The organism is Actinopolymorpha alba DSM 45243 (genome assembly GCF_000373925.1).
Taxonomy (GTDB): domain Bacteria; phylum Actinomycetota; class Actinomycetes; order Propionibacteriales; family Actinopolymorphaceae; genus Actinopolymorpha; species Actinopolymorpha alba.
Window position 1 is genome coordinate 37,070 of sequence record NZ_KB892823.1, and the last position, 19,424, is coordinate 56,493.

Consider the following 19,424-nt stretch of genomic DNA (forward strand, 5'->3'; position numbering starts at 1 on the left):
CAACCTCCTTTCGGCCAGCGCGAACGCGTGCATGGGGCGCTCGACGTCCGGGTGAGCGTAGCCGACGCTCTGCCCGCCGCCGCGATCGGAGTCGCGGCAACCGCTCAGTGAACGAGCCCGGCGCCGAACGCGTCGTCCGTCTCCGGCGCTCCCGGGACGCCGCGGGTGCCCTGCGTAAAGACCCGCGCGCTCTCCTTGACGAGGCCGACTTCGCCGGTCGTCGATCCGTAGAACACCGTCACCGCACCCGCGCGGGCGTTCTCACCGGGCGCGCCCACGACGAGGTCCATGCCGAGACCGTGCCCGAACCATCCGGTCGCGAGCCCGGCGCCCCACCTGTCCTCCGCCTCCGTCATCCCCGGGACCGCCGGGGAGTCCTGCGACCAGAGCACGCTGCCGGTGGCGGTCAGGCCTGCCCGCGAGCCGGGTAGGACCGAGATGCTCTGGTCACCAGCCGCGCCCATCACGAGTTCGTCGTCGCCGTCGGCGTTGAAGTCGCCGGCCGCGAGCGTGGCGCCCAGCTGATCGTCGAACTTGCTGTCGCCGAGGACTCCCGGGTTGTTCCGCGTCCACTGCTGCGCGCCGGCCGTGGTCAGCCCGGTCGCGCTGCCGTACAGCACACTGACCGACCCTGCCCGGTCGTTGTCCTCAGGGTGGGAGAACGCCAGGTCGTCGCGCAGGTCACCGTTGAAGTCGCCGAACGCCACCGTGCTGAGTTTCTGGGAGCTCTCCGCACCTGGAACGCCGGGAACGTCGCGATCCCAGATCTGCGTCGCCCGGCCACTCCCGAGCCCGTCCGGCCCGCCGTAGAGGACGCCGATCCGGGGATGGTCGGCATCGGTACGCGGATCGCTCGGCCCGAAGGAGAACGCGAGATCCGCGAACCCGTCACCGTCGGCATCGCCCATGGCAAGCGACCCGACCGCGGTGGAAGGCCCGGCGTTGACCGGCAGCGGCGCGGACCCGAACTCCAGGACCTTCGCCCTGGCTGGCTCCAACCCGTGAGGACCGCCCGGCACCACCACGATCCCGAGCCGCACCGTGCCGCGCTCCGTGGTGCTCGCCGCAGCGGTCGCGAGGTCGTCGTGTCCGTCGCCGTCGAAGTCACCGGCGACCGGCCGCGCGATCGACAGGTCGCACCCCTCGGCGCAGGCGTTCCAGCGAGCGGCCAGGCCCAGGCTGGTGGGATTGAGGAGCTGGCTACCCGCCGTGGACAGGCCAGCACCCGCGCTGCCGTACAGAACGGTGAGCGTCCCCTCCGCCCGGACCCGGCCGCGCGCCTGGTTGCGGGTGTCCTTCGGCGCGAGGACGGCGAGGTCGGCGCAGTTGTCGCCGTTGAAGTCGCCGGTCACCGGGTTGGCGCCGAACCTCGCTCCAGGTCCGGCGGCTCCGGGGACGCCGGGCGAACTCTGGGCGATCGTTCGTACCGGGGCGAGCCCGTGCGCCGTGCCACTGAAGATCACCACCGACCCCGCGCCGGCGCCGGCCGGGGTGCCCTCCCCCGGAACCCCCACCGCAAGCTCAGAACGCCCGTCGCCGTCGAAGTCGCTCACCACGTGGGTGCCGCACCCCGCCGCGACCGCGGGTGTGGTGGGCAGGACGAGCAGGACCAGCCCGCTCAGCGCCGCCGACAGCGCGCGCGTCCCACCCATGTGAACCTTCTCCGAACGCCAGGCGACCACCAGAAGATGCTCACGATCCTCGCCACAGTACGCCGCTCAGCGCGCGACCGCGCGGCCCGCTGTGGGAACCTCGAGGCATGACCGAGCCGGTTCCCGCTCCCGAGGTCCTCGCCGCTCTCGTCGAGGAGGCGACCCGGAAGTCCGCCGTCCTCTGGCTGGACTACGACGGTCTCGACCGTCCGCGGCCGGCCTGGCACGTGTGGCACGACGGTGCGGCATACGTCGTCACCGAACGCTCGGAGAACGCCAGCGACGACGCACCCGCCGGTAATGCTCACGGCGGACGCACACAGGGGGCCACCGAGCAGCGGCTACCCGGGCTCGCCGCAGCGCGCACGGCCACCGTGACCTGCCGGTCCAAGGAGACCCGGGCACGGATCGTCACCTGGCGAGCGGAGGTCCGGGCCCTGACACCTGAGACCCCGGAATGGCAGGACGCCCTGAAGGCGTTGCGGGGCGAACGCCTCAACGCCACCGACGCCGAGCGACTACCGGAGCGCTGGGCCGCCACCGCCACGATCGTTCGGCTCATCCCCACCGGCGAGGTTCTCGAAGGGCCCGGACAGATGCCCACCGAGCCTGGCGCCGCGGCGCCGCCAGACACCCCGGCGCTCACCTCCGGACGGCTCCCCTGGGTCGTCCACAAACGGCCTCGGACCAGGCCCCGCCTGTCCTGACCCTGCCTGCTCTGACCGCCGAGCCCCGCGTACGCCGCGCAGGTTTGTCGCCTCCCCCGCCGAGAAGACTCCGACCGGGGCCCGGCACCGGGCCCCGCAGTCCACGGGTGTGACTCGGAGTTAGCCTGACCGTGGCGACGAAAGGGGCGCAGGCAGGTGAGCGGGACCCCCACCAGAGTGTTCGTCGCGCGACTGGCGTCGACGGTCGTCTACGACCCGCGTGGCGACCAGGTCGGCAAGGTTCGCGACGTCGTGGTGATGCTCCGGCCACGTAGCCAGCCAGCCCGCGTCCTCGGACTGGTCGTGGAGGTTCCCGGCCGGCGCCGGATCTTTCTGCCCATGACCCGGGTCATCAGCATGGACGCGGGTCAGGTGATCACCACCGGCCTGGTCAACATGCGAAGGTTCCAGCAACGCCCGACCGAGACACTCACGCTGGCCGAACTCCTCGACCGCACCGTCACGGTGCGCGAGACCGGCGAAGAGGTCACAGTCATCGATCTCGGGATGGATCAGACCCGGGCCCGCGACTGGCTCCTCACCAAGGTCGCCGTTCTCAAGCGGGGCAAGCGGTTCAGTCGGCGCGGGCAGACGTCCGTACTCGACTGGGATGCCGTGACAGGCCTCAGCCTGGTCGAGCAGGACCAGGGCGCGACGCACCTGCTCGCCACCCTGGAGAGCATGAAGTCGGCTGACCTGGCGAGTGTCCTGCATGACCTGCCACCGAAGCGGCGCTCGGAGGTGGCCGCCGCCCTCGCGGACGAGCGGCTGGCCGACGTCCTCGAGGAGCTGCCCGAGGAGGACCAGGTCCAGATCCTCGGCGAACTCGACGTCGAGCGTGCCGCCGACATCATCGAGGAGATGTCGCCCGACGACGCGGCTGACCTCGTGGCCGAGCTACCCCAGGACACCGCGGAGTATCTCCTCACGCTGATGGAGCCCAAGGAGGCCGACGACGTACGCCGGTTGCTGACGTACGAGGAACACACCGCTGGCGGGCTCATGACCACCGAACCCGTCATCCTGCCGCCGGACGCCACGGTCGCCGACGCCCTCGCGCGGGTCCGCAACCCCGAGCTCACGCCGGCACTCGCCGCCATGGTGTACGTCTGCCGCCCTCCCCTTGAGACGCCGACCGGCCGGCTGCTCGGAGTCGGGCACATCCAGCGGCTCCTGCGCGAAGCCCCGTCAGACCTGGTCTCCGGCGTCATCGACACCGAGCTCGAACCCCTGTGGCCAGAGGCGTCCCTCGAGGAGGTGACCAGCTACCTCGCGACGTACAACCTCGTCGCGGCGCCGATCGTCGACGAAGCCGGGCGGCTCCTCGGCGCGGTGTCCGTGGACGACGTACTCGACCATCTGCTGCCAGACGACTGGCGTGAGCGGTTCTCGGAGGTGACTCGTGGCTCGTGACACACAGCGAGACGGATCCGAGCGCCGGCCGCACGAACGGCCGCCCATCCCCAGAGCCGAACGCCAACGACTGGACATCCCGCGCTCGCCCGCTCGTGGCCCGCGGCTGCGGTACGACCCGGAGCTGTTCGGGCGGTTCGCGGAGGGATTCGCGCGGTTCATGGGGACGGCGCGCTTCATCGGGTACATGACGGTGTTCGTGATCATCTGGGTCGCGATCAACCTGATCGGCATCTTCGGCCTCAAGTGGGATCCGTACCCGTTCATCCTGCTCAACCTGTTCTTCTCGACACAGGCGTCCTACGCCGCGCCGCTGATCCTGTTGGCCCAGAACCGCCAGGAGGCCCGGGATCGCGTGCAGTACGACCAGGACCGGGACATGAGCGTCCGGACGCGGGCCGACATGGAGTTCCTGGCCCGCGAGGTCGCCTCCCTGCGGCTGGCGATGGGCGACGTCGCCACCCGCGACTACCTGCGTTCGGAGCTGCGGTCGCTGCTCGCGGAGTTGGACGGACGCCAGAACCAACCAGCCGAGCCCAGCCGGCAGGGAAGGCCCGGGCCTGTCCCAGCCGACGAACACGACCCGCCTGGATCCGTCAAACCCACCAAGCCGGTCGACACCGCCGAGCCCACCAAACCTGCACCCGACTAGCTGTGGCGCTCGGAATGATCACGTATACGTGGTCATTACCTGCCTCGCATGGTGTCGATGCCATGCAAGGCAGGCAATGACCACGTATACGTGATCATTTCCATTCGCCGCCCACGTCGCGAGACGCGGACCAGGTGGGCCGTAGCATCGTAGGTATGCAGAAGCTTCCCTCGCAGGAGCAGATCCAGGCCGCCCTGGGCGGCGTCCTCGACCCCGAGATCCGCCGGCCGATCACCGAGCTCGGCATGGTCCGCTCGGCCGAGGTACGCCCTGACGGCACCGCGCTGGTCACCGTGCTCCTCACGGTCGCCGGATGCCCGATGCGGGAGACCCTCACGCGCGACGTCACCAAGGCCCTGACCGAGCTCCCCGGCGTCACCGCGGTCGACGTCACCCTCGACGTCATGTCTGCTGAGCAACGGCAGGAGCTCCAGGGACGGCTGCGCGGCGGCGGGCCGGCGAAGGAGAACCCCTTCACCAAGCCCGACTCCCTCACCCGCGTGTACGCCGTCGCCTCCGGTAAAGGCGGTGTCGGCAAGTCCTCGGTGACGGTCAACCTCGCGGTGGCGATGGCGAACCAGGGCCTGAAGGTCGGCCTCCTGGACGCCGACGTCTACGGCCACTCGGTGCCCGCGATGCTCGGGATCGCCGACGTGCGCCCGACCCGGGTCGAAGACATGATCATGCCGGTGCCGGCGTACGACGTGAAGGTCATGAGCATCGGCATGCTGAAGCCGGGCCGCCAGCACGTGGTCGCCTGGCGGGGCCCGATGCTCGACCGAGCGCTCGGGCAGATGCTCTCCGACGTCTACTGGGGCGACCTCGACGTCCTGCTCCTCGACCTGCCGCCGGGCACCGGCGACATGGCGATCTCGGTCGGCCAGCAACTCACGAACGCCGACGTGATCGTGGTGACGACGCCCCAGGAGGCGGCCGCCGAGGTCGCCGAACGCGCGGGCACGATCGCGTCGATGCTGCACCAGAAGGTCACCGGCGTGGTCGAGAACATGTCGTGGCTGCCGTGCCCGCACTGTGGGTCGACGCACCGGATCGATGTGTTCGGCACCGGTGGAGGCACCCGGGTGGCCGCGACGCTGAGCGAGCGACTGGGGTACGACGTACCCCTCCTCGGCGAGATCCCGCTCGACCCGCGGCTGCGTACCGGCGGCGACGCCGGCCTGCCGGTGGTGCTCGACGACCCGGGCGCACCCGCGTCGGAGATTCTTCACGCACTGGCGAAGGAACTCGCCGATCGCCGGCCAAGCCTGGTGGGACGCTCACTCGGCATCACCCCCACCAACGGGCGCTCGTAGGGCGCGCTCACCGCGATCCGGCGACGCCCGGTATGGCTGGTGCCTGAGCGGGAACGCCCAAGGCATGAGCGAGCGTAGCGAGCGAACCATCCAACACAGCGCCATAAATGCCTCATGCGCGCCCGCAGCGAAGCGAGGACGCGCATGAGCAAGCGCAGCGAGCGAACCATCCAACACAGCGCCAAAAGTGCCTCATGCGCGCCCGCAGCGAAGCGAGGACGCGCATGAGCAAGCGCAGCGAGCGAACCATCCAACACAGCGCCAAAAGTGCCTCATGCGCGCCCGCAGCGAAGCGAGGACGCGCATGAGCAAGCGCTTCGATGTGATCGTGATCGGGATGGGGCCGGGCGGGGAGACTGTCGCCCAGAGGCTGATGGCGGCGGGGAAATCTGTCGCCGTGGTGGAGAAGGAACTCATCGGCGGTGAATGCCCCTATTGGGCGTGTATGCCGTCCAAGGCTCTGCTTCGGCCGGTCGAGGCCCGGGCGGAGGCCTCGCACGCGGCGGGGATCAGCACTCCCGCAGTTGACTGGGCAAAGATCCGGAACTACCGCGACATCATTGTCGGCTACCACGACGACAGCAGCCGCGTCGATGCCTACCGCTCGGACGGAGCGACCGTCATCAAGGGCGAGGGCCGGCTCGCCGGGCCCGGACAGGTCACGGTGAACGGCGAGCGGCTCACTGCCGACAACATCATTCTCGCCACCGGGTCGAGGCAGGCCTGGCCGTCCGTCGAGGGACTGGATCAGGTACCCGTGTGGACCAACCGGGAAGCCACCAGCCTGACCGAGATACCTGAACGCGCGCTGCTCATCGGCGGCAGCGCGGTTGGCGTCGAACTCGGCACGTTCCTGTCCCGGATGGGCAGCCGGGTCACGATCGTTCAGCGAGGGCCGCGGCTGCTCGGCCGCGAGGTCCCCGAACTCAGTGAGCTCGTCGCCGCCCGCCTGGTCAAGGACGGCATCGACGTCCGTGTCCGATGTCAGGCGCGCGCGGTCCGACGCGAGGGCCAGGACACGGTGGTCGAGCTCGACGATGGGACCAGCGTGCGCGTCGATGTGGTCGTACTCGCTTCCGGCCGCGCCCTGAGGACTGACCTTGGTCTGGAGTCTGTCGGGGTACGTACTGGAGCCCGCGGCGAGGTTCCCATCGACCAGCACTGTCGGGTCGCGGACGGGCTGTGGGCGGTCGGCGACATCACCGGCGTCGCGCTGTTCACCCATATGGCGTTGTACCAAGGCCGGGTCGTCGCGGACAACATTCTCGGCACACCACACGTCGCGAACTACACCGGAATACCCCGCGTCGTGTTCGCCGAACCCGAGATCGCCGCGGTCGGCCTCACGACCGACGCCGCCCGCCGGCAGGGAATCGACGTCGCCACCGCACAGATCGACCTGCCCAGGTCGATTCGCCGGCCCGAGACGTACGAAACCGAACCGAGCGGCACGCTCGGGCTCATCGCCGACCGGTCGCGGAGGATCCTGGTCGGCGCCTGGGCCGTCTCGCCGCTGGCCGGGGAGTGGATCCACACCGGCGCCCTCGCCGTCCGCGCCCAGCTGCCCATCGACGTGCTGCTGGACGGGATCGCGCAGTTCCCCACCTACAACGAGGCCTACTACGAGGCCGCCGCCGCTCTCGGACTGTGAGGCGATCAGGACGCTCCTCGGACCCGACCAAGCCCCAGGTGGCCATCTCGGAGTGTGAAGACTTTGGGGTGCAATAACCCCCCGAAGTCTTCACACTCTTGCCGAAATTTGCCTTATAGATGGGGCTGCGCTTCGGCGAAGTTGATCAACGGTCCGCAAAACGGGCACTCCCTGCCGTGGGTGTCCGAATTCGGGACCGTTGATCAACTTCGCTCCGGCAACTACAGAAGCCGTCTCCCCATAGGGAATGGCTCCGCTGCCGTGCCCAGCAAGAGCCGGGCGTCCCGACCTCAGCGATCACCCATGCGTTACCTCGTGGTGGCGGGGCGCCGGCGGGCGGGTGCTCGACCCGGCGGCTGGGAGGGCGGCTCGCGACGTGGTAGCGGCGGAGTCGGCAGGCTGATCTCTTCGCCCGGACCGATGGTGACCGGCTGGCCGTGATGGGCGAACTCCAGCGGCTTGCCGCGGAACAGCTGGTAGGTCGCGTGGTCCGCGCTGATCTTGACCCTGATCTGCCTTCCCGCGAAGCGCATCCGAAACGCCAGACCGGCCAGTTGCGGAGGGAGCCGCGGCGCGAAGCTGAGTTGTCCGTGGTGGTCGCGCATCCCACCGAGGCCGGCGACGGTGGCCGCCCAGGCGCCGGCGAGTGAGGCGATGTGGACGCCGCTCGCGACGTTGTGCTGGACGTCGTGGAGGTCGGCGAAGGCCGCTTCACCGAGGTAGTCGTAGGCGAGTTCAAGGTGTCCGACTTCGGCGGCGAGCACCGCCTGCGTCGCGGCCGAGAGTGAGGAGTCGCGGACCGTCCGCGCCTCGTAGTACGCGAAGTTGCGAGCCTTCTGCTCCGGCGTGAACGCATCACCGGCGAGGTGCATCGCGAGCACCAGGTCCGCCTGCTTGACCACCTGCTTGCGGTAGAGATCGACGTACGGGAAGTGCAGCAGCAGGGGATAGCTGTCCGCCGGCGTAGCTTCGAAGTCCCAGTCCGCGTAACAGGTGAAGTCGTCGCACTGCGGATGAACCCCCAGCGCCTCGTCGTACGGTATGGCCATCTTGTCGGCGGCCTTGCGCCACCGGCGAATCTCCGACTCCTCAACGCCGAGCCTGCTCGCCACCTCCGGATGCCGCTCGCACACCGCGACCGCCTCCCGCAGATTCCGGCGCGCCATCAGGTTGGTGTAGACGTTGTTGTTCTTGACCGCGGTGTACTCATCGGGACCGGTGACGCCGTCGATCCGGAAGCCGGTTTGCCGGTCGTGGTGTCCCAGCGACGCCCAGAGCCGAGCGGTCTCGACCAGGAGTTCTGCTCCGAAGTCCACCTCGAACGCGGTGTCGCCGGTCGCGTCGAGGTAGCGGGCGGTGGCGTCCGCGACGTCGGCGTTGATGTGGAACGCCGCGGTCCCGGCCGGCCAGTAGCCAGAGCACTCGTCACCGTCAATCGTCCGCCACGGAAAAGCAGCGCCGGCCTGGCCGAGTTCGCGCGCCCGTACGCGTGCCTTCGGCAGCGTCGAATGCCGCCACCGCAGGACGTCGCGCGCGGCCTGCGGCGTGGTGTACGTGAGGACGGGCAGGACGAAGCTCTCGGTGTCCCAGAAGGCGTGCCCGTCGTATCCGGGGCCGGTCAGCCCTTTGGCCGGAATCGCCCGGGACTCCCCGCGTGCGCCCGCCTGCAGGACGTGGAAAAGCGCGAACCGCAACGCCTGCTGGAGTTCTGGGTCGCCGGCCACCTCGATGTCGGCGGCTTCCCAGAAGTCGTCTAGGTAGTGGCGCTGGTCGTGCTGGAGCCCCTGCCAGCCGATCTGCAGCGCTCCGTCCAGAGCGGCGTGAACCTGCGCCTGTAACGCTGGCGTGGAACGGTGGCTCGACCAGCCGTACGCCAGGTACTTCGTGATCCGCAGGCGTCGGCCCGCCGGGACCATGGCGGTGATGGTGAGCCGTGCGCTGTCCCCGGCGGCTTCGATTCTGGTCCGCAGTTTGTCCGGTGCGTGCACGTGGTGGTCCATCGCGGCGGCCATCCGGAGCCCGGAACGACGCGTGTGATGTCCCAGAACCGCGCGATAGTGAACCGAGGACGCCGCGTCCGGCACCAGAGGGGCTTCGAGCGCGGCCGCTGCGCGGGGGTCCGCGGACGTCTCGGTCGGTTCGTTGGCCAGCAGTTCGGACTGGACGACGAGCTGCAACGGCTCGTCCAGTGCTTCGACCTGGTAGTGGATCGCGGCGATCGCGCGCTGGGTGAACGACACCAGCCGTTCGGACTCGATCCGCACGCGACTGCCGGTCGGCGACTCCCAGTCCGTGCGGCGCCGTAGTGTGCCCGCGCGGAAGTCGATTGTGCGTTCATGCGCCAGTGTGGAGCCATAGCGCATATCGAGCGGCTCGTCCTCCACCAGCAGCCGGATGATCTTGCCGTCGGTCACGTTGACGATCGTCTGACCGTCCTCCGGGTCGCCGTATCCGGTCTCGGCGTACGGCAGTGGCCGGCGTTCGAAGAAGCCGTTGAGATACGTGCCGGGCAGGCCGACCGGTTCACCTTCGTCCAAGGAACCGCGTAGACCGATGTGGCCGTTGGCGAGCGCGAACGTCGACTCGTGGCGCTTGAGCGCGTCGGTGTCCAAGCCATGCCAGCGCAGCCCCCACGGCATCACGTCGTACCCGGGTGCACCGGGGTCAGGCACGTGGGCTGTCATGGCTGGGCCACCAGTTCCGCGAGATCGGACACCACGACGTCGGCGCCGTGGGCCCGCAGGGCGTCGGCGTGCGGTCCTTCCCGGAGCTCCTGGTCGGTACGGTCGACGCCGACCACCAGGCCGAAGCCGCCCGCGTGGCCCGCCTCCACTCCCGCGACCGCGTCCTCGAAGACCGCCGCCGCGGACGGTTCGACACCGAGTGCCTGGGCACCGGCCAGGTACGAATCCGGCGCCGGTTTGCCGCGCAGGTGCCGCTTCGTGATCACCTGCCCGTCGATCCTGGCCTGGACGAACTGGTCGAGATGCGTCGCCTCCAGCACGGCGGCGCCGTTGTTGGACGAGGTGACCACCGCGATCCGCAGCCCGGCCTCCTGGGCCGCCCGCAGATAGCGCACAGAGCCCGGATAAGGCTGCACGCCACGCTCGGCGATGAGGGAACGCAATGCCGCGTTCTTCCGGTTGCCGACGCCATTGACCGTCATCGCCGTCGGAGGATCGTCGGCGGCTCCTTCCGGCAACGTGATCTGCCGCGAGGCGAGAAAATCCCGAACCCCGTCGGCCCGCGGGCGCCCGTCCACATGGTCGAGGTAGTCCTGCTCAGTAAATGGCGCGAATCCCGGCCCTTCACGCTCTTGGAGAAAAGCATCGAAGGTCGCCTTCCAGGCCGCCATATGCAGCTTGGCGGTATTTGTCAGAACCCCGTCGAGATCGAACAGGCAGGCGGTAATACCCTTCGTTAATCCGAGCACAACTTCGACGCTACTCGCCTGGGCGGTTGCGCCGGACGGTTGTACACCGGACCCGGGCAGGTAGGCCCTCCCCGATCAGGGACGTGCGACCCATGCCTTCGTCGGTCCCTTTGTAACAGGCTGTTTTGTGCAGGCGATAAGGCGACAAGTGGAAGCGAGACCCAAGGCACTGGGCCAGGCAACGATGACGGACTTCGACGCACTGTCGGTCAGCACCATCCGCGGGCTGTGTATGGACGCGGTGCAGAGGGCAGAGTCCGGACATCCTGGAACGCCGATGGGAATCGCACCTGTCGCTTATACGCTCTGGCAGAGGTTCCTGCGATTTGATCCGCGGGACCCGATCTGGCCGAATCGCGATCGTTTCGTTCTTTCCGAGGGGCATGCCTCGACGCTGCTCTGGTCACTTCTGCACCTGGCCGGAGTGCGGGCCGTCGACCCCGACTACGAAATACTCGGCACTCCCGCCGTCACGCTGAATGATCTCAAGACGTTCCGCTCGCTTGATTCGCATTGCCCCGGCCATCCCGAATATCGGCTGACCAGCGGCGTGGAGGCCACCACGGGACCACTTGGCCAGGGTGTTGCCATGTCAGTCGGGATGGCGATGGCCAGCCAGTGGCTCGCCGCCCGCTACAACCAAGACGGCCCTTCTCAGGGGTCAGGGGGTCGTCCCCCGGGCAACAAGCAGTTCTCGTTGTTCGACTTCGACGTATACGCAATCGCCGGCGACGGCTGCATGATGGAGGGCATCTCCTCTGAAGCCGCATCGCTCGCGGGTTACCAGAGGTTGTCCAACCTGTGTTGGATCTACGACTCCAACCGGGTGACGATCGAGGGCCATACCGACATCACCTTCACCGAGGATGTCGCCGAACGATTTCTCGCGTACGGCTGGAACGTCACGACGGTCGCGGACGCGAACGATCTCGAGATGGTCGCGCGTGCCTTGCAATCGTTCAGGGCCGAGCACAGCAGGCCGACGCTGATTCTCGTACACAGCCATATCGGCTACGGCTCGCCGTTGGAGGATTCACCGAAGGCACATGGCGCACCCCTGGGCGCGGAGGCAGTTCGCGCGACCAAGCGAACGCTCGGCCTACCAGAAGACGTCGAATTCTGCATCCCTGACGGCCTGTACGACTGGTTCGAGAGCGGCATCGGCGCTCGAGGCGCGACAGCCCGGGCCGCCTGGGAGGCGAAGTTCAAGGAGTACGCGAACTCCTTCCCCGAGCTGGCCGACGAGATCGAGCGAATGCAGCGCCGCGAGGTGCCGCCGGGTTGGGACGCCGACCTTCCGGTGTTCTCTCCTGATCCGAAAGGCGTCGCGACCCGCACCTCGTCCGGTGAAGTGCTGAACGCCGTCGCCCGGAACCTGCCGTGGCTCGTCGGCGGGTCGGCTGATCTCACCCCGTCGACGAAGACCTGGCTGCAGGTCGACGGTGGGGCGGCGTTCGCGCCCGAGAACCGTGGCGCGCGCAACGTCCACTTCGGGGTTCGCGAACACGCGACGGCCGCGATCGCGAACGGCCTGGCGGTGTCGAAGATCCGGCCGTTCTGGTCGGGATTCCTGATCTTTTCCGACTACGCGCGTGCCGCGATCCGGATGTCGGCGTTGATGGAGGTGCCCGTCATCCACATCTTCACCCACGACTCGATCGGTGTCGGCGAGGACGGTCCGACCCATCAGCCGGTTGAGCAGCTCGCGTCGCTGCGCGCGATGCCTGGACTCCTGGTATTCCGGCCGGCCGACGCCAACGAGGTGGTCGAGGCCTGGCGGGTGATCGGTTCCCTGCGCCGGGAGCCGGCGGCGCTCGTGCTGACTCGGCAGGCCGTTCCGACGTTCGACCGTACGCAGTTTCACAGTGCCGAGGGCCTCGCGCGCGGTGCGTACGTCCTCGCAGATCCACCGGATGGCGGTCAACCGGACGTACTGTTGCTCGCCACCGGATCGGAGGTGGCACTCGCCCTCTCGGCACGGGAGGAGCTCGCCCGTGACGGCATCGCCGCGCGGGTGGTGAGCATGCCGTGCTGGGAGCTCTTCGACCGGCAGCCGGCCGAGTATCGCGATGCCGTCCTTCCACCGGACGTCACCGCCCGCGTCGCGATCGAGCAGGCGTCGGACCTCGGCTGGGACCGCTACGTCGGTCCCGGTGGCGCCGTCATCGGCATGCACACCTTCGGCGCCTCCGCACCGCTGAAGCAGCTGCTCGGAAAGTTCGGCTTCACCCCCGACCGGGTGACCGAAACCGCCCGCGCCGTGGTGGAAATGGCCCAAGCGGATCGAAGGGGCTGACCATGATGACCACAGCCGCCACTCGACAACTCCACGAGCGCGGCCAGAGCCTGTGGCTGGACAACATCACCCGCCAGATGCTCGACACCGGACAGATCCAGCACTACATCAACGAGTACTCCATCACCGGACTCACGTCCAATCCGTCGATCTTCGACAAGGCGATCGAGTCCGGCTACTACGACGACGCGATCCGCGCCGCGGCAACTCCGACCCGCACGCATGAGGATCTCTTCTTCGAGCTGGCGATCGAGGATCTGCGGCGGGCCGCGGATCTCTTCCTGCCCATCCACGAACGCACCGATCGCGTGGACGGCTGGGTGTCGCTGGAGGTCTCGCCACTACTCGCGTACGACACCGATGCGACGATCCAGGCCGCGAAGACCTTGCACGCCAGGGCCGGCCGGCCCAACCTGCTCATCAAGATCCCCGGCACGAAGGAAGGCCTTCGGGCCGTCACCGAGTGCGTCGCGGCCGGCATCCCTGTCAACGTCACCTTGCTCTTCTCCGCCGACCACTACCGCGCCGCCGCCAGCGCCTACGTCGACGGTGTGGAGCGCCGGGTCGAGCAGGGCCGCGATCCCGCGGTCGGCTCGGTGGCGTCGGTGTTCATGTCCCGCTGGGACGTGGCGGTCGCCGACCAGGTGTCCGCTCAGAGTCCTCTCCAACCCCAGGCGGGCTCCGCCCGCCTGTCCCCGCCCCCATCCCTGAAAGACCAGCTCGGCCTGGCGGTCGGGCTGGACACCTATCGGGCGTACCGGCGGTTCCTCGACTCCGACGCCATGCAGCGGCTGGACAACTACGGCGCCCGGCCGCAACGGCTGTTGTGGGCGAGTACCCGTACCAAGGACCCGGCGGCGTCGGACACGCTCTACGTGCATGGGTTGGCCGCTCCGTTCACGATCGACACGATGCCGGACACCACGCTCGAGGCGTTCCACGACCACGGCAAGGTGGGCGAGCCGATGCCGGCCGATGGCGGGGCGTGCGACGTGATGCTCAGTCACTTCGCCGATGCGGGCGTCGATGTTGTCGCGCTCGCCGAAAGGCTTCAGCGAGAGGGCGCGCAGGGGTTCGTCGCATCGTGGAACGACCTCCTGGCGCGGATCTCTGCGCAACGCGCCGCGCTTTCCTGCTGACCGAAAGGACCGAGCGGACCAGAATTTCGGGAGGACGACGATGGCCACCGACACACCCATGCAACTCGGCATGATCGGGCTCGGCCGGATGGGCGGCAACCTGGTCCGGCGGCTGCTGCGGGACGGCCACCGGTGCGTCGTGTATGACCGCAGCGAGCGCGCCGTCCAGGAGCTCGCCAGCGAAGGCGCGGTCGGGACGGCCACCCTCCAGGAGTTCGTGGCCGCGCTGGACAAGCCGCGGGCGATCTGGCTGATGGTGCCGGCCGGGGTCGTGCAGTCCATGCTCGACCAGTTGGTCGGGCTGCTCGAACCCGGCGACATCGTGGTCGACGGCGGCAACTCTTACTACCGCGACGACATCACCCGGGCGAAACAGCTTGCTGAGCAGCAGATCCACTACGTCGACTGCGGGACCTCCGGCGGTGTCTGGGGCCTCGAGCGTGGCTACTGCCTGATGATCGGTGGCAGCTCCCAGGCCGTCCAACGCCTGGATCCGGTCTTCGCCACCATCGCCCCCGGGGCGGGCAGCGCGGTTCGCACCCCCGGACGCACCCGGAACGGAACCGCCCCCGAGGGCTACCTGCACTGCGGCCCCAATGGTGCCGGCCACTTCGTCAAGATGGTCCACAACGGGGTGGAGTACGGCATGATGGCGTCGATCGCCGAAGGGCTGTCCATCCTCCAGCACGCCAACATCGGTAAGAAGGATCGCCCCGTCGACGCGGAAACCGCGCCACTGCGCGACCCCGAGGCCTATCAGTACGACATCGACGTCGCCGAGGTTGCCGAGGTCTGGCGGCGCGGCTCGGTCATCGGTTCGTGGCTCGTCGACCTGGTCTCCGACGCGCTCGCCCGCTCACCCCAGCTCGAAGGCTTCCGCGGCAAGGTTTCCGACTCCGGCGAAGGCCGGTGGACGGTGATCGCCGCGATCGAGGAGAGCGTGCCGGCCGCGGCCATCACGGCTGCCCTCAACGAACGCTTCGAGTCGCGCGGACTCGGCCACTTCGCCGACGCGGTGATGTCCGCGATGCGGAGCGAGTTCGGCGGCCATGCCGAGAAGGGCGCAGGGCAACAGAAGGGCGGGGAAGTTCATGGGACAGGAACGCGTTGACGCGATGGTCATCTTCGGCGCGACCGGAGATCTGGCCAAGCTGGAGACCTACCCGGCCCTGGTCAGCCTGGTCGAGCGGGGCGCCCTGGACGTTCCCATCATCGGGGTCGGGCACCGCGAGTGGCAGGCAGAGCAGCTCCGCGAGTACGCCACGGCGTCGCTGACCCGCAACGGCATCGATCCGCGGAGCCGACCGGCCGAGCGGATGCTGAGCCTGCTCGACTACGTGAGCGGCGACCTCAACGACGACAGCACCTACCAGGCGATCTCGGACCGGCTCGGCGCCCGCAGGCGCACCCTTTTCTACCTGGAGGTGCCAGCCCAGCTGTTCGAACGCATCACTCACGGGATCGCGGCGGTCGGGCGCGAGCGCGATGCGCGGATCATGGTGGAGAAGCCGTTTGGCACCGACCTCGCAAGCGCGCAGGAACTCAGCGCCACCATGCACAAGGTGTTTCCCGAGGACGCGATCTTCCGCGTCGACCACTGGCTCGCGCTCGAATCGCTCGAGAACATTCTGTACGTACGCTTCGCCAACGCCATCCTCGAGCCATTACTCAACCACCGGTACGTCGAGAGCATCGAGATCACGATGGCGGAGGACTTCGGCGTATCCGACCGGGGACGGTTCTACGATCAGACCGGCGCGATCCGCGACGTGTTACAGAACCACCTGCTCCAACTGCTGGTCAGCGTCATCGCCGACGAGCCGAGCCACGGCGTGCGGACCTGGCGTCACCAGCGGACCCGCGCGATGCAGCAGCTACGGCCACTAGGACCGGGTGATGTGGTCCGTGGCCAGTATGCGGGCTACCGCCAGGTCGATGGTGTGGCGCCGGACTCGACGGTGGAGACGTTCGTCGGCGTTCGACTGACCTCCGACGCGCCGCGATGGTCCGGCGTACCCATCTACGTTCGGGCCGGCAAGTGCCTGCCGGTGACCGCGACCGAGGTCACCATCAGATTCCGCCCACCAGACCGGAACGTCTGCGGCATCGAGAACTTCCGCGGAGTGAACGAACTACGGTTCCGTGTACGCCCGGAAACGGCGGTGGCCCTCACTCTGGCCGGCAAGAAACCCGGCATTGCCGCCCAATCCCAGACCGAGGAGCTCAACTTCGCTCAGCAACCAGGACTGGACCCGCGCCCTTACGACCGGCTGATCGGTGCCGCCCTCGAGGGTGATGAGATCTACTTCGCCCGTGAGGAGTCTGTGGAAGCCGCCTGGAGGATCATCGACCCGATCCTCGGCGATGTCGTTCCGATCTCGGCGTACCAACCGGGCAGCTGGGGCTCTTCGGAAGCGGACAGCCTCCTGCCCGGCGGCGAGACCTGGCACAACCCGATCGGATAGGCAAGCGGCCGGTGTCAGGTCGCCTCGAGGTCGAAGCGCGGCCGGTCAGAGCGGCGCTCCGTCGCGGAATCGGCGTCCGAGTCGTCGTCGCCGGACTTCGCCTCGGCGTCCTCAGGTGATGTGACCTTGTCGGGCGCGCGATCGGTCTCGCCGGCATCGCCGGCATCGCCGTCCGCGGTCGCGTCCTTACCGTTGACCTGACTCGTGCCGTTGGCGGACCCGTTCGCTGATCCGTTGGCTGAGCCGTTGACCGCCTTCGTGGAGTCCTTGTCGCCGTCGAGGTCGACGCGGAGGTCATCACGCAGGTCGAGGTCGCGATCGATGCGCAGGTCGTCCTCATCGATGCCGTCGAGCACGTGCTTGCGGATGAAGGACCGGGGGTTGAGGTCGCGGATGTCGAGGTCCTCGAACTCCGGTCCCAGCTCGCGCGTCAGCTCTCGCCGCGCGTTGGTGGCCATGGACCGCACCTGACGCAGTCCGCGGGCGGCCTGCCGCGCGATGTCAGGTAACCGGTCAGGCCCGAAGATGAACAGTGCGGCAATCGCCAGCACGAGAAACTCCGGGACACCGATGTCGAACACGGGCCCAGAGTAACCCCCCTTGCGCCACTCTGCGGAGGGCCGGCCTTCGCAGGTCCTCCGCCGGTCATGTCGCGTTGTCGCTTCAGCCGAATCGAGATGGTGGGGTTCCAGCCCGACTGGTCACGCTCCGCGTTCATCGTGTGCTTGCGTGCAAGAAGACGTGCTTCGCGTCCGCCACCGTTGGGGCACGAAGGGATGTGCCGGTCCGGAACGGCTTGACCTCAAGCTTGGTTGAGGTCCCAGGGTGATCTCCATGAGTGCAGACCTCGACACACCGACCGGCGCGGCCGAGATCGACACGATCAAGCAGGTGATCGCTACCGTCGAGCACGCCCAGAACAACGAGCTTCCCGACGAGTTCCTCAGCCTGTTTCGGGCCGACGCCATCTGGACGACGGGTGGTGGCAAGCGCCTCTTCGGCCGCGATGCGATCGCGGCATTCACCCGTCAGGTGCTTCCTGGTGGGATGCGGGGCCTGACGGTCACCTTCGAGCTGGAGCATGTGCTGTTCATTCGCCCCGACGTCGCCGCCGTCAAGGTGCGCCAGGTGTACCAAACACCCGACGGGCCGGACGTGGGCACTCCGCTGTGGGTCATGGCCAAGGAGGACGGGCAGTGGCTTCTGACTGCCTGCCAGAACACCGGCGTGCTCGACGACGAGGAGGTGTCGCCGGATCGTCCGATCTTCGGAACCAGCGAGTGAGGCCAGAACTCACCGGCAGAACCAACGGGCCGCGAACTCCTCAGTCGATCAGCCGGTCTCCTTGCCGAGCGTGACGATGACCTTACGTTGCTCGCCGTCGCGCTGGTACAGAAGCTCGACCCGTTGCCCGGGGAGGTGACTGCGAATCTGCACGATGAGGTCGTCGGCGCCAGTGACCTTGTGGCCGTTGATGACGGTCACCAGGTCGCCCATCCGCAGGCCAGCTCCCGACGCGGCGCTGCCCGGCTGGATCTCGCCGAGCCGAGCGCCCGGACCCTTGTAGCGGACATCCACGACCGCGCCGATCACCGGATAGACGGCGCGGCCCGTGCTGATGAGCTGGTCAGCGGTCCGTCTGGCTTGGTTCATCGGGATGGAGAAGCCGAGGCCGATGCTCCCCTGCTGCTCGTCCTCACTGAACGGCCCCTGCGTACCGATCGTCGCGATCGCGGAGTTGACGCCGACCACCTCCGCGCGCAGGTTGACCAGGGGCCCACCGGAGTTGCCCGGGTTGATGGCCGCATCGGTCTGAAGGGCGTTGATGAACGACATCTCGGTCTCTCCACCGCCCGCGGTGACGGGGCGGTTGCGGGCACTCACGATGCCGGTGGTGACGGTGCCCGCAAGGCCCAGCGGAGACCCGAGCGCCACCACCGGCTCGCCGACCTTGACCTGATCGGAGTTGCCGAGCGCCACCGGCTTGAGGTTCAGGACGCCCCTGACCCGGATCACGGCGAGGTCGTACGTCGGACTGCGTCCCACGATGGTGGCCGGAGCCTCCTGGCCGTTCTGGAATCCCACCTTGATCGAGCCACCGCTGGCCGCGGGGGCGACGACGTGGTTGTTGGTGAGGATGTAGCCGTCCTTGCGGATCACGAATCCCGACCCGCCCGTGTTGCCCTGGGACGCCGTCACCTTGATCTGGACCACGCTCGGGAGGAGGGCCCGCGCCACCGTGGAGACGTCCTGAGGTTTGGGGAACGCTGACGCGGTCGAGCCCAGGTCGTCATCGATGGGCGCCGGCGTGGTCGAGATCAGTGCGGGTCCGAACCGCAACGTCGCGAGGACTCCGGCGCTGGCACCCAGGGCGCCCGCCACGAGCGCCAGCGTGATCCCCAGCGCGACCAGGACGCCCCGGCGCGGGAACCGCCGGGAGGAGTCGCGGTCACCGCTACCCGGCGTGACCCCGAAGGGCACGTTCGGAGGTCCCGGCTGTCCGGCACCGGGAGCGGGATGGGCCCACGTCGGCGGTGGTTCGAAATCGGGGCGCTCAGCCGGGTAGCCGAAGCCCCGCCCAACCATCCGTTGCGGAGGAAGGTGGTGTGGATGCCGCACGCCGAGGGGAGGTTGTTCGTGAACCTGGGAATTGGGTACATGAGGGGCGCCTGGCACCATGCGCCGCGCGGAGGGAGACGCCGC

General features: G+C 68.5%; 14 protein-coding genes and 1 pseudogene. 10 read left to right on the top strand and 5 right to left on the bottom strand.

Going from position 1 to position 19,424, the window contains the following annotated elements; all coding sequences use genetic code 11:
* Nucleotides 1-104: 104 nt before the first annotated feature.
* Nucleotides 105-1,652, bottom strand: coding sequence for a VCBS repeat-containing protein (locus tag B141_RS0137040; protein ID WP_157181580.1), 1,548 nt, complete (start codon nt 1,650-1,652; stop codon nt 105-107).
* Nucleotides 1,653-1,759: 107 nt separating this feature from the next.
* On the opposite strand from B141_RS0137040, the gene B141_RS0137045 reads away from it, so the two are divergent.
* The 5 genes and pseudogenes from B141_RS0137045 (at nt 1,760) to B141_RS0137065 (ending at nt 7,388) form a co-directional block, all read left to right on the top strand.
* Nucleotides 1,760-2,359 (top strand): hypothetical protein, encoded by a 600-nt coding sequence (locus B141_RS0137045; protein WP_020580219.1) that lies wholly within the window; start codon nt 1,760-1,762, stop codon nt 2,357-2,359.
* Between the two features lie 156 nt (nt 2,360-2,515).
* A complete protein-coding gene (locus tag B141_RS0137050; RefSeq protein WP_026257927.1) occupies nt 2,516-3,772 on the top strand; it encodes a magnesium transporter MgtE N-terminal domain-containing protein in 1,257 nt (418 codons plus the stop codon).
* A 46-nt stretch (nt 3,773-3,818) separates the two neighbouring features.
* Nucleotides 3,819-4,283 (top strand): annotated as a pseudogene (locus B141_RS0137055) (DUF1003 domain-containing protein); the annotation flags it as partial.
* A 296-nt stretch (nt 4,284-4,579) separates the two neighbouring features.
* The gene (locus B141_RS0137060; protein WP_020580222.1) at nt 4,580-5,737 is read left to right on the top strand and encodes an Mrp/NBP35 family ATP-binding protein; all 1,158 of its coding nucleotides are present in this window, start codon (nt 4,580-4,582) and stop codon (nt 5,735-5,737) included.
* A gap of 304 nt (nt 5,738-6,041) precedes the next feature.
* Nucleotides 6,042-7,388 (top strand): dihydrolipoyl dehydrogenase family protein, encoded by a 1,347-nt coding sequence (locus tag B141_RS0137065; protein WP_020580223.1) that lies wholly within the window; start codon nt 6,042-6,044, stop codon nt 7,386-7,388.
* Between the two features lie 308 nt (nt 7,389-7,696).
* Here B141_RS0137065 and B141_RS0137070 read toward each other — a convergent pair whose 3' ends face one another.
* Complete coding sequence (locus B141_RS0137070; protein WP_020580224.1) at nt 7,697-10,072, bottom strand: glycoside hydrolase family 65 protein; 2,376 nt, start codon at nt 10,070-10,072, stop codon at nt 7,697-7,699.
* Nucleotides 10,069-10,821 (bottom strand): HAD family hydrolase, encoded by a 753-nt coding sequence (locus B141_RS0137075; protein ID WP_026257929.1) that lies wholly within the window; start codon nt 10,819-10,821, stop codon nt 10,069-10,071. Before B141_RS0137075 ends, B141_RS0137070 begins: the two co-directional genes overlap by 4 nt.
* A gap of 148 nt (nt 10,822-10,969) precedes the next feature.
* On the opposite strand from B141_RS0137075, the gene tkt reads away from it, so the two are divergent.
* The 4 genes from tkt to B141_RS0137095 are packed head-to-tail and all read left to right on the top strand — an operon-like array spanning nt 10,970 to nt 16,721.
* Nucleotides 10,970-13,117, top strand: coding sequence for a transketolase (gene tkt, locus B141_RS0137080; protein WP_237742908.1), 2,148 nt, complete (start codon nt 10,970-10,972; stop codon nt 13,115-13,117).
* 2 nt (nt 13,118-13,119) lie between these two features.
* Complete coding sequence (tal, locus tag B141_RS0137085) at nt 13,120-14,256, top strand: transaldolase (RefSeq protein WP_020580227.1); 1,137 nt, start codon at nt 13,120-13,122, stop codon at nt 14,254-14,256.
* Between the two features lie 40 nt (nt 14,257-14,296).
* Nucleotides 14,297-15,367, top strand: a complete 1,071-nt coding sequence (gnd, locus tag B141_RS0137090; protein ID WP_020580228.1) for a phosphogluconate dehydrogenase (NAD(+)-dependent, decarboxylating) — start codon at nt 14,297-14,299, stop codon at nt 15,365-15,367.
* Nucleotides 15,348-16,721: a hypothetical protein gene (locus tag B141_RS0137095; protein ID WP_020580229.1), complete on the top strand. Its 1,374-nt coding sequence runs from the start codon at nt 15,348-15,350 to the stop codon at nt 16,719-16,721. Before gnd ends, B141_RS0137095 begins: the two co-directional genes overlap by 20 nt.
* A gap of 14 nt (nt 16,722-16,735) precedes the next feature.
* On the opposite strand, the gene B141_RS46655 is transcribed toward B141_RS0137095, so the two are convergent.
* On the bottom strand, nt 16,736-17,302 hold the full coding sequence (locus B141_RS46655) for a sec-independent translocase (protein WP_020580230.1): 567 nt from the start codon (nt 17,300-17,302) through the stop codon (nt 16,736-16,738).
* A 253-nt stretch (nt 17,303-17,555) separates the two neighbouring features.
* Between B141_RS46655 and B141_RS0137105 the strand changes: the two genes are divergently transcribed.
* Complete coding sequence (locus B141_RS0137105; protein WP_040423333.1) at nt 17,556-18,005, top strand: SgcJ/EcaC family oxidoreductase; 450 nt, start codon at nt 17,556-17,558, stop codon at nt 18,003-18,005.
* A 48-nt stretch (nt 18,006-18,053) separates the two neighbouring features.
* On the opposite strand, the gene B141_RS0137110 is transcribed toward B141_RS0137105, so the two are convergent.
* Nucleotides 18,054-19,202 (bottom strand): S1C family serine protease, encoded by a 1,149-nt coding sequence (locus B141_RS0137110; protein WP_020580232.1) that lies wholly within the window; start codon nt 19,200-19,202, stop codon nt 18,054-18,056.
* Nucleotides 19,203-19,424: the final 222 nt, after the last annotated feature.